The 11952-nt window shown below is 35.4% G+C and carries 7 protein-coding genes and 1 pseudogene; 2 read left to right on the top strand and 6 right to left on the bottom strand.

The features are described from left to right. Positions 1-11 precede the first annotated feature (11 nt). From I567_RS08805 to trxB, 3 genes are all read right to left on the bottom strand, one after another. A complete protein-coding gene (locus I567_RS08805) occupies positions 12-1265 on the bottom strand; it encodes a homoserine dehydrogenase (protein ID WP_016251872.1) in 1254 nt (417 codons plus the stop codon). A gap of 164 nt (positions 1266-1429) precedes the next feature. After that, complete coding sequence (locus I567_RS08800) at positions 1430-3154, bottom strand: phospho-sugar mutase (protein ID WP_016251871.1); 1725 nt, start codon at positions 3152-3154, stop codon at positions 1430-1432. A gap of 176 nt (positions 3155-3330) precedes the next feature. Next, complete coding sequence (gene trxB / locus I567_RS08795; RefSeq protein WP_016251870.1) at positions 3331-4248, bottom strand: thioredoxin-disulfide reductase; 918 nt, start codon at positions 4246-4248, stop codon at positions 3331-3333. 91 nt (positions 4249-4339) lie between these two features. Between trxB and I567_RS08790 the strand changes: the two genes are divergently transcribed. Beyond that, on the top strand, positions 4340-5692 hold the full coding sequence (locus I567_RS08790; RefSeq protein WP_016251869.1) for an MATE family efflux transporter: 1353 nt from the start codon (positions 4340-4342) through the stop codon (positions 5690-5692). Between the two features lie 86 nt (positions 5693-5778). On the opposite strand, the pseudogene I567_RS08785 reads toward I567_RS08790, so the two are convergent. After that, a pseudogene (locus I567_RS08785) lies at positions 5779-7206 on the bottom strand (6-phospho-beta-glucosidase). Positions 7207-7378: 172 nt separating this feature from the next. Between I567_RS08785 and I567_RS08780 the strand changes: the two are divergent. Further along, positions 7379-8299 (top strand): MurR/RpiR family transcriptional regulator, encoded by a 921-nt coding sequence (locus I567_RS08780; RefSeq protein WP_016251867.1) that lies wholly within the window; start codon positions 7379-7381, stop codon positions 8297-8299. Positions 8300-8368: 69 nt separating this feature from the next. Here I567_RS08780 and I567_RS08775 read toward each other — a convergent pair whose 3' ends face one another. Both I567_RS08775 and I567_RS08770 read right to left on the bottom strand, forming a co-directional pair. Next, the gene (locus tag I567_RS08775; protein WP_016251866.1) at positions 8369-10153 is read right to left on the bottom strand and encodes an ABC transporter ATP-binding protein; all 1785 of its coding nucleotides are present in this window, start codon (positions 10151-10153) and stop codon (positions 8369-8371) included. Continuing rightward, the gene (locus I567_RS08770; RefSeq protein WP_016251865.1) at positions 10153-11907 is read right to left on the bottom strand and encodes an ABC transporter ATP-binding protein; all 1755 of its coding nucleotides are present in this window, start codon (positions 11905-11907) and stop codon (positions 10153-10155) included. The genes I567_RS08775 and I567_RS08770 overlap by 1 nt, the downstream gene beginning before the upstream one ends. Positions 11908-11952: the final 45 nt, after the last annotated feature.

The raw sequence follows: 11952 nt of genomic DNA, 5'->3' as shown, positions 1-11952 counted from the left end.
CTCCTCAAGGGTTAATTATTTTCAATTACTTTCATCACACGTATCATTTTAGCATCTTCAGTCAATTGATTCACTAATTCTTTTAGCTGATCTTTAGCAATTTTTTCAAGAATTACCTGATACGCATCAGTTGTCGCATGCTGGTTACAAATCGTGTATCCAGATAGTTTTTCTTTTATTTTCTCTAAATGAGTCGTCTGGATATCCATATAGTAACAATCAATGCTATGTGTGTCATCCAATAATTGTGTTTTTCGGTGATAATTATTAAACAATGGTGCCGGTAAATTTTTTTGACAATTATTGGCAATAGCTACCAAATCAGAAACTACACTTGTCGCTGTTGGTAAAGCACCCGCCCCCGGTCCATAAAACATTGAACGATGAATACCCGTACTTTCAATATAGACGCCATTAAATTCATTTTTTATCGAGGCTAAGGGGTGCGCATTTGCTACAAAACATGGTCCAACACTTACCTCAATAGCGCCATTTACATATTTGCTTCGACCAATTAATTTAATTTTATAACCAGCTTTTTGTGCAAAAAAGACATCATCAGGCGTTACTTGGCGAATCCCCTCAATCGTTAAATCATCCATACTAACATCCATACCATAGGCAAATTGTGAAAGAATCACCATCTTATAAGCAGCATCAATGCCATCAACGTCATTCGTAGGGTCTGATTCTGCAAATCCTAATGCTTGTGCCTTACTTAATGCCTCATCATAACTCAGACCTTCTTCAAGCATTTTTGTCAACATGTAATTGGTTGTACCATTCACGATTCCCAGCACATTTGTAATATCATCAGCTAAATAGTTATTAGTTATTGTACGTAAAATAGGAATACCGCCTGCTACACTTGCTTCATAGAACAAAGAGACTTGATTTGTTGCAGCACATTCATTTAATTCCACACCATGTTGGGCAATTAAGTCTTTATTCGCAGTTACAACATGTTTTTTACTATTAAGTGCTTGCGTAATAAAATCTTTTGCTGGATGAACCTTACCAATCAATTCTACTACGACATCAATCGTTGAATCGATCATTATTTCATTAATGTCTGTTACTAATTGAAAACCATATTTTTGGGCTATTTGTGATTTATCTTCCCCTACACGGACTAAACATTTGGTAATCTGAATCTTGGCACCAGTTTCTCTTTGTATTTTTTCTTGTTGCCTAGCTAGTACTTCAACGACACCGCCACCCACGACGCCTAAGCCTAGTAAGCCAACATTTAACGTCTTATCCATAATTTCTCCTTACTCGAATTAGAATTTATTCATGCATTTCTCATAATTTTTTATTCTAGTCTATCAAAATTTGACAAGGAAAGCAATAGTCTATTTTGAGGCAAGTTGCTATAAAATGTATAAAAAAAGACCCACCTATGATAGATGAGTCTTTCAGTCAAAGATTATGCAGTCAATTCTTCAATAGCTGCTTGTAAATCTTTAATTTTTTGGGCTGCTGCTTCACTAGATTCTGCTTTAACCCCAATATAGAATTTAATCTTAGGTTCAGTACCAGATGGACGTACGGCAATCCAGCTTTCATCAGCCAAAATATATTTCAATACATTAGATGGCGGAGTAGTTAATTTTTCAACCGTACCATCGACATGTGTTTTTGTTAATGCTTGGAAATCTTCTGTTACTTCAACGGCAACATCAGCAAAATGAGTTGGTGCCTTTTCACGGAAAGTAGCCATCAACGCTTTAATCTTAGCAGCACCTTCTAAACCACTCATAGTCACAGAGATTGTTTTTTCTGCATAGTAGCCAAATTCAGCAAAAATTTCTTGAAGTGCATCATATAATGTCTTACCTTGCTTCTTATAAAAGGCTGCTACTTCGGCTAATAATACTAAGGCTTGAATGGCATCTTTATCACGTACAAATGATTTTACAAGATAGCCATAACTTTCTTCAAATCCAAACATAAAGGTATTTGACCCAGTATCTTCAAACAACTGAATCTTTTCAGCAATAAATTTGAAACCAGTTAAAACATTAAATGTCGTCACACCAAAGCTCTTAGCAATCGTTGCAGGTAATTCACTTGATACGATTGACTTCACAATAGCCGCATTTTCTTTTAATGTACCTGCATTTTTATGAGCAGTTAAAATATATTGAGTCATAATCGCGCCAATTTGATTACCAGTCAACACTTGATATTCGCCATTTGGCATTCTTACAGCTGCACCTAGTCGATCGGCATCAGGGTCAGTCGCAATCAATAAGTCCGCATCTTCTTTTTTACCTAGTTTCATTGCATATTCAAATGCAGAATGTTCTTCAGGATTTGGTGATTTAACTGTACTAAAGTTAGGGTCAGCAACGGCTTGTGAAGGTTCAATGACAAATTTTTCAAAGCCAGCTTGTTTCAAGGCTTTTTCACCTAGCATCTTACCAGTACCATGTAATGGCGTGAAAACTAGTTTTAATTCTTTGCCCATTTCAGCTACCAATTCATGATTGATAGTTACTTTACTTACCTCTTTTAGATAAGCATTATCAACTTCTTCACCAATAATATTAATTAAACCACTGTGTTTTGCTTCTTCTTCTGATAATACAACTACTTCAAGTGGATCTTCTACCTCACGAACAAATTTTGTTACTGCATCTGCATCTTGTGGTGGCATTTGTCCGCCGTCTTCACCATATACTTTATATCCATTATAATTTGCTGGATTATGTGAAGCAGTAATCATGATACCAGTAAAGGTTTTTAAGTAACGTACTGCAAATGAAAGTTCAGGTGTTGGACGTAAACTTTCGAAGACGTAAGATTTGATACCATGCTTTGCTAGAGTTTTGGCAGCTTCCATTGCAAATTCAGGAGAGTAGTGACGGCAATCATATGAAATAGCTACCCCACGATTGCGCGTTTCAGGGTCTTGTGTGTCCATAAATCTTGCGAGACCTTCTGTTGCTTGACGGACAGTATAAATATTCATACGGTTAATCCCAGGCCCTAAAATTCCACGCATACCTGCTGTACCAAATTCTAAAGGTGCATAAAAAGCATCTTCCAATTCTTTTGGATTATCTGCTAACTCAGCTAATTGTTCGCTTAAATGAGCTTCTAAATCCTCTTTTTTCTTCCATTGTTCATAGACTTGTTCCCAAGACATGCAAAACACCTCTTTTTAAGATTCAAGATTTCGAGAGGAACTTCTCGGTAATATTATAACATTATTACAAAAAGATGAACAGACAAAAAAGCAAAAGTTATAAAAATGAAAATGCTAAATATTTTCCGAAAACAAAAACTTCTAGCATCATAAACTAGAAGTTTCAAATTTAGTCATTATTTGTTTTCTTCAATATATTGGTACGCTTGTTGACCTGCAATTCCACCGTCACCAACTGCAGTGGTAATTTGTCGTAAGTGTTTTTGACGCGCATCCCCACAAGCTAAAAGACCAGGAATTTTCGTTTGCATGCGTTCATCAGTTACAATCCAACCGGCATCATCGGTAATCCCTAAAGAAGTGAATGCTTGTGTTAAAGGAATTAATCCAACATAAATGAACACGCCATCTGCAGCTTCTTCATAAGTTTCACCAGTCTTAACATTTTTGATTTGAACACCGGTAACTTTTTGATCATCACCTTTAATTTCTTCAACAACACTATCCCAAATAAATGAAATTTTTTCATTTGCAAAGGCACGGTCTTGAATGATTTTTTGAGCACGCAAAGCATCTCTACGGTGAACAATCTTCACTTCATCCGCAAATTGGGTTAAATAAATGGCTTCTTCAACTGCAGAATCACCACCACCAACAACAATTAATTTTTTATTTCGGAAAAATGCCCCATCACATACTGCACAATAAGAAACCCCACGACCAGAATATTCTGCTTCTCCAGGAACTTCTAGATTTCGATGCTCACAACCAGTTGCAATGATCACAACTTTGGCTTCATAAGTTGCATCATCAGTGATAACTTCCTTATAATCTTGATGATCTTTCACTTCTACTACATTACCATAGCCGTGTTCAACACCAAATTGATTGATACCATCATACATCTTCAATGCTAGATCAGGACCTAAAATTGAATCAAAGCCTGGATAATTTTCCACCTCGGCAGTGTTGTTCATTTGTCCTCCAGGAATTCCTCTTTCCAATAATAATGTTTTAAGGTTTGCACGTGCAGCATATAAAGCAGCCGTCATGCCAGCCGGTCCTGCACCAATAATTATACAATCGTATTTCATTTAAAGAAACCCCTTTACTTTCTAATATATAGTAGTATAATCTTATTCAGTTTATAAGAAACTATATCCACTATAAAGGAGGGAAAATATTTTGACAAGTAAAATGAATTTTCATGCTTCGGACCGTGAATTAATCTTTTTAAGTTGGCCTATATTCGTGGAATTATTAATGGTTGTTATTATTGGAAATATTAATGTCTGGATGATTTCACAATTCAATGAAGTTGCCGTTGCCAGTGTAGGGGCTACCAACCAATTATTGAGTTTATCTGTCTATATTTATGGATTTGTCACAATTGGTACACAAATAATGATTGCTCAATTTATTGGCGCTAAAAAGAATCGAGAAATTCCCGAAATCATCAATACTGCTATTTTTGCTGGATTAGCGATTGGGTTAATTCTAAGCATTTGTTTTTATTTTTTTCCTGAAAAATTATTAGGATTTATGAATTTACCTGCTGAAGTCATTCAAATTGGTCTACCTTATGCAAAGATTTATGGTGGTGGTGTATTTATCGCAGCTGTCAATGCCATAATGGTAGCAAGTTTGAGAACACATGGATACACCAAACAAGCATTGTTAATTCCAATGTCTGCTAGTTTTTTAGCAGTTATCGGAAATTATCTTGCCCTATTTTCACCATTTGGACTACCACATCTTGGTGTTGAAGGTTTGGCTTTTTCGGCATTATTCAGTAATTTTATTGCTTTTAATGTCGCCCATCGCTTACTAAAAAAACATGTGGGTTATGAGCTATTTTCTTCACGTATCCATAAGATTTCTATCACTAAACTAAAACAAATATTAAAATTGGGCTTACCTTCTTCTGGTGAATCAGTTTCCTATCAAGGGGCACAAGTAGTGGTTACGATGATAGTTGCTTCTTTAGGGGCAAATGTCTTAATTGCTAAATCCTATGTTGCTGCTATTACGCAATTCGTTTTTTTAACAGCAGCGGCTTTAAGTCAAGGAAATCAGATTATTATCGGTCGACGTGTAGGAGCGCAAGAATTTGATCGTGCTTATCAACGTGGCATGCGTTCAACATGGCAAAATGTCGCGATTTCTATTTTGATTTGTGTCATTACTTTTCTTTTCATTCAGCCAATTATGCATATCTTTACCAATAATCAAGAAATTATCGATATCGCACGTTGGGTCTTTTTAGTTGAAATTGTTCTTGAAGCAGCCCGGGCCGTCAATATGACACTAGTCGGCTCGCTAAATGCTAGTGGTGATGTCAAGTTTCCACTGTTTTGTAGTTTGACCGTCCTATGGCTAATCAGTTTACCATTTTCCTATTTGTTAGCTATCGTGGTAAATTTTGGTTTAGTAGGTGTTTGGATTGCTTATGCGATAGACGAATCCTTACGCGCAATATTAATGATTCATCGTTGGCGTCATGGAACTTGGCGTAAAAAATCGATTATGAATACATAAAAATAAAGGAGTGGCCCAATTAACGAGTGAGGTGACCCCCAAAAGTTAGACTTTTGGGGGTCACCTCAGAGCCGCTCCTTTTTATATTATTCATTACTTAAGTCTTCACCATTGGATGCAATCACTTTTTTGTACCAGTCAAAGGATTTCTTCTTCGTACGTTTTAATGTACCGTTTCCTTCATTATCACGATCCACATAGATAAAGCCGTAACGTTTTTTCATTTCCCCAGTACCAGCAGAAACTAAGTCGATACAACCCCATGTCGTATAACCTAATAAATCAACACCATCAATTTCAACGGCATCTTTCATCGCTTGAATATGTTTAGCTAAATAATCAATTCGATAATCATCTTTAACATAGCCATTTTCATCAGGTGTATCAACCGCCCCTAAACCATTTTCAACGATAAATAATGGTTTTTGATAACGGTCATAAATATCATTCATAGTCGTGCGCAAGCCTAATGGGTCGATTTGCCATCCCCATTCACTTGCTTTCAGATATGGATTCTTAACTGAAGCAAAGATATTTCCTTGTGTTTCTTCTAATTTATCAGAAGTTGCTACACGTGTGGAATAATAAGAGAATGAAACGAAATCAACCGTATGTGCTTGTAATAATTCTTCATCACCTGGTTGCATTTCAATCTTAATGCCTTTACGTTCTAATTCTTTAAGGACATAATTTGGATATTTACCTCTTGCTTGCACATCTATAAAGAAGTAATTTTCACGATCAGATTTACGAGATTCCCAAACATCTTCAGGTTTACAAGTATATGGATAATAAGCCCCTGCAGCTAACATACATCCTACTTTATTTTCTGGATCAACTTCATGTGCAATCTTGGTTGCAATGGCTGAAGCGACTAATTCATGGTGAGCCGCTTGGTACTTGACTTGCTCTTGATTATCGCCTTCTTCAAAATAAAGTCCAGCTCCCATAAATGGTGCATGTAAAATCATATTAATTTCGTTAAATGTTAACCAGTATTTTACTAAGCCTTTATAGCGATTAAAGATAACAGTACATAAGCGTTCATAAAATTCAACTAATTTACGATTTCGCCATGCGCCATATTCTTTAATCAAATGCATTGGGCAATCAAAGTGCGTAATGGTGACTAAAGGTTCGATACCATATTTTTGACATTCTTTAAATAAATCTTCGTAATATTGCAAGCCCTCTTCATTTGGTTCTAATTCGTCCCCTTTTGGAAAAATGCGGCTCCATGCGATAGATAAACGATAAACTTTAAATCCCATTTCAGCAAATAAAGCAATATCTTCCTTATAGCGATGATACATGTCAATTGCCACTTTAGCTGGATAAAAATGTTGATCATCAAAATCAAACATCTTCATTTGCCCTGTGATGACCGGAAAACGATCTGGCCCAATTGGTACAACATCGACATTTGCTAATCCACGTCCACCTTCGTTGTATCCTCCTTCACATTAATTCGCAGCCGTTGCGCCACCCCATAAGAAATCTTTTCTAAATCCCATTGATATTCCTACTTTCTTCATCATAATATTTACAATCTTATTATCCTATTTGTAAATAAAACTACAACTAAATTCATAAAATCTGCAATAATATTTACAAAATACGTTTTCAATCGTGCATTTTTTGTAAATATCATTTAAAATAGACTTATGAAAAACAAAGGAGGAAGCTATGTTATTATCCGAAAAAATGAAACAGGTCAAATTATCACCTGCTGAACAAAATATTATTCAATTCATGCAAGAACACCCTTTTGACCTGGATCAATATGCCATCTCACAGCTAGCCAATCAATTATATGTCCATCCTTCTACCTTTATTCGTTTAGCCAAAAAATTAGAATTTGATGGTTGGCTCAGTTTACGTCAGGCATTTAAAGAAGAACAACAATATCTAAATGCCCGGTTTCAACAAATCGATCCCAATCTTCCTTTTTCAGCCAATGACAACGAAATGTTAATTGCTAGTAATATTGCTCAATTAGAAAGTGCCACCTTGATGGACTCTTTTGAATTACTGACACCACAAAAATTAAAAACAGCCAAAAAGCTTTTAAAAAATGCCAAACAGATTAAAATCTTTGGTAGCAGTGGCAACTTAATGGTGGCTAAAGATTTTATGCTCAAAATGCAGCGATTGAATTGTCCGGTAGAAATGTCGGATGTAATCGGTGAAACGCTATATCAAGCCTACAACACTGGTCCGGATACCTGTGCTATCTTAATTTCTTATACAGGGGAAAATTCAGCCATCATTAATATCGCCAAAATGCTCAAAAAGAAAAATACGCCTATCATTGCTTTGACCAGTATCGGGGATAATCAATTGTCTAAGCATAGCGACTGTAACCTCTTTTTAACGACGCGAGAAAAACTTTATTCGAAAATTGCTAGTTTCACAATTAATACTTCTATCTCCTATTTATTGGATATCTTATATAGTTTATATTTTTCAATCAATTATCAGCAAAACTTAAATCATGTACTCGAAATGGGCGAAATGATTGATACGCGTCAAAGCAGCTCAAGTATTATGCAAGAAGAAAAACAAAAAATTCATTATCAAATTCAAGATTCCTTCAGACCGAATTAAAAAAGCGACTACCACAAGCTATTTTAAAACTTATGGTAGTCGTTATTATTTGTTATGTGTTAAGAAACTTTATATTTCCTCACCACTAGCTTGTAAGGCATACATTTGTGCATATAAGCCATCTTTGGCAAGCAATTCTTCATGATTACCGCGTTCGACAATTCGACCTTTATCTAAAACCAAAATCAAATCAGCATCGCGAATAGTAGATAGACGGTGGGCAATGGCAATTGTGGTACGATTTTGGCGCATATTTTGTAAACCTTGTTGAATATGACTTTCTGTTTCTGTATCAATATTAGCCGTTGCTTCATCTAAAATTAAGATTTTCGGATTTGTAACCACGGTACGCGCAAAGGAAATTAATTGACGTTGCCCACTCGAATACGCCGCCCCTTTTTCAATCACTTTGGCTTGATAATCACCGTCTAATTCTTCAATAAATTGATCAGCTTGAACAAACTTAGCCGCATGAATCATTTCTTCATCTGTAATATCCGGATTTAACAAACGAATATTATCGGCAATTGTTCCATAAAACATAAATGGATCTTGTAAAACCAATCCGATTTTTTCACGCAATTCTTTATAGGTATAGTCACGAATGTCACGACCATCAATGAGAATTTGCCCCTCTTCAAATTCATAGAAGCGCATCAGTACATTAATAATCGAGCTCTTACCGCTACCTGTATGACCAACTAAGGCTACAGTTTGATTTTCATCAGCCACAAAACTAATATCTTTCAAGACTTGGTTTTTACCATCATATGAGAAACTTACATGTTTAAATTCGATTTTACCGCGTGTAATTTTAGCATCTTCAAGATTTTTTTGTTCAGGAATTAATTCTTGCGTATCCATTAATTTTAAGATTCGACTCGCAGCAACTAAACCGTCTGCGTAAGTACTCAATGAATCCATTACCTGCGTCATTGGTCTAAAGAAATTTTGCACATAAGTTGTAAAAGCATAAATCATCCCGACCTCTAAGACTGTATGCGTAGCCTGAAAACCAAACATGGTCAAACTAATACTCAATCCGATTGCGTATAAGAAGTTAATAATCGGTGCAAGCAATAACGTGTTGGTTTTAATCATGGCATAGCGCGTGCGCAAATATTTGGTATTAGTCTTCTCAAAACTTTTTTTCAAACGATTTTCTTGACGGAATTGCTGGATAATATGCATTCCCGAAATGTATTCGTTCAATTTTGTATTCAACTCACTCAAACGTTCACGCATTTGTCGATAAATCTTAGAAGATAGTCTTTGATACGTAACAATGATTAAGATTAGTAGTGGTAAAAAAGCTAAGTTTACTAAGGCGATTTTCTTATCCAAAGCATACATCGCTACAAATGAACTAACTAACGATAAGATTCCAGTTAACACCATCATAAAGACATTCCAAAAATCATACAAGGTTTCAGTATCATTGGTTACCCGTGAGACAATAGAACCTGCGGGCGTTTGATCGAAATAGCGAATCCCTAGTTGCTGTAACTTTTCAAATAAAATGACGCGAATACGATTTAACGTCTTAATGGAAGCAACAGCATATAAATACCACTGGCCAAACCAAATAAATGCCTTAATGATTGAGGTTGCAAAATACAAACCAGCAAAGAGGTATAAAATTCGCATAGTCGCTGATTTGGTTTGTAAATAGTGGTCCATAAAATATTGTAGAATTTGTGGCATATAAACATTGATTACCGCTAAAGCAATCGAGAAAATCACCGCAAAGAAAAAGGTAGCTGCAAACGGACGCGCAAATTTAAAGGTTCTCTTTAAAATTGATGCTTGTTCTTTTATGGTAAATGATTTTGACCATTCTGATTGTTGTTCCATTATTCAGCCCCCCTTTGATCTAAATTACTTTCTAATTGTTGTTTATGCCACATTTTTGCATACCAAGCTTGATTATCTAATAATTGTTGATGCGTACCGCGTTCAGCAATTTGACCATCTTCTAATACAATAATTTCATCCGCATGCATCACACTACTCAAGCGATGCGCCACAATAATCATAGATGAATGATTTTCTTTTTGACGAATTTGCTCTAAGATAGCTTCTTCGGTTTTGGCATCCACAGCAGATAACGCATCATCTAAAATTAATAGATTTGGATCTGTGATAAAGGCCCGCGCAATAGAAATACGTTGTTTTTGCCCACCTGATAATGAGATACCACGTTCACCCACCAAAGTTTCATATCCATGAGGCATTTGCATAATATCTTCATGAATGGCTGCTTGTTTGGCTGCTTGAATCATTTTCTCTTCTCCAAAATTTGGATTAGCAAAACAAATATTTTCAGCAATCGTTGTTGAAAATAGAAAATGATCTTGTGGAACATACCCAATTGCAGGCAAATAGGCATCTAATCGGTAATCTTTAATACTATAATCACCAAAATAGATACTTCCTTGATAGTCATCATAAGTTCTTAGTAACAAACTCAATAAAGTTGTTTTTCCTGAACCCGTTTTTCCCACGATTCCTAGCGTCTTACCTTGAGGAATCGTCACATGAATATTTTGTAAAACCGGATTTTGCCCATCAGGATAGGTGAACGAATCCAAATCGATACTTAAATCGCCGTTTGCTTTTTGTGAAATACCTGTTTGTTTTTCAATAATATGGCTTTTTTCTCTGAATAGTTCAAAGACACGATCATAACTTGCATTCCCTCGTTCAAGTACATTAAATAGTTGACCGACTGCAAACATTGGCCATACTAACATGCCGATATAACTCATAAAAGAAACTAATTGACCAATCGAAATGGTTCCTTTTACCACATATCCACCACCAATGATAATGGTTACCACATAAGTTAAACCAATAATCAGTGTAATTAATGGATCATATAAAGAATCGTATAGCGCTACTTTCTTGTTTTTTTCAATTACAAAATCGACCTTATCTTTAAAATCTTCTACATCTTCTTTTTCTTGGCCAAATGTTTTGATGACTTTAATCCCGGTGACACTTTCTTGGACTTTATCATTCAAATCAGAAAAGGCGTCTTGGGATTTACGAAAAGCATTATGTAATTTATCGCCTAACACTTTGGCCATTAATGATAACAGTGGTAACGGTAATAATGCTAAAATTGTCAATCGAATATCAACAAAAATCATCATTGCAATAATCGTAATACCACCTGTGATAAATGAATCAATAAATGTTAAAATTCCTGCGCCTGCAACATTTTGAATCGCATTTAAATTCATAGTTGCATAAGCCATTAAATCTCCGGTACGATATTTATGATAAAAAATTTGGTCCATCAATGTAAAATGATCAAATAATCGTTCTCGTAATATTTTTTCCAAACGAGCTGCACTTCCCCAAATATTGGTACGCCACACATAACGAAAGGCGTATTGGCTAATTGCAGAAAAAACAAGTAGACCTATGTAATAAAAAATCTTTTGTAGATCAATCTGCTTACTGGCAATTTCATCAATTACTTTACCAATTACCCATGGTGGAATTAATTGAACCAAAGCTACCACAATCAATGCGGTTATACCAATTAAGTAATGTTTCTTTTCTTGTTTAAAAAACCACCATAACTTTTTAAATATCGCCATTTTTTCACTCCTATTCTTCAATATTTTTCTGTATTTTTACAAAAT

It is taken from the genome of Enterococcus cecorum DSM 20682 = ATCC 43198, assembly GCF_000407565.1.
GTDB classification, from domain to species: Bacteria; Bacillota; Bacilli; order Lactobacillales; family Enterococcaceae; genus Enterococcus_E; species Enterococcus_E cecorum.
Note: the sequence above shows the minus strand (reverse complement) of the source record. Positions and strands in the feature narration are given on the sequence as shown.

Excerpts from the sequence above, each read along its gene's own strand:
- I567_RS08805 (WP_016251872.1), bottom strand. The coding sequence starts at position 1,265 with ATGGATAAGACGTTAAATGTTGGCTTACTAGGCTTAGGCGTCGTGGGT.
- I567_RS08780 (WP_016251867.1), top strand. The coding sequence starts at position 7,379 with ATGTTATTATCCGAAAAAATGAAACAGGTCAAATTATCACCTGCTGAA.
- I567_RS08800 (WP_016251871.1), bottom strand. The coding sequence starts at position 3,154 with ATGTCTTGGGAACAAGTCTATGAACAATGGAAGAAAAAAGAGGATTTA.
- I567_RS08770 (WP_016251865.1), bottom strand. The coding sequence starts at position 11,907 with ATGGCGATATTTAAAAAGTTATGGTGGTTTTTTAAACAAGAAAAGAAA.
- trxB (WP_016251870.1), bottom strand. The coding sequence starts at position 4,248 with ATGAAATACGATTGTATAATTATTGGTGCAGGACCGGCTGGCATGACG.
- I567_RS08775 (WP_016251866.1), bottom strand. The coding sequence starts at position 10,153 with ATGGAACAACAATCAGAATGGTCAAAATCATTTACCATAAAAGAACAA.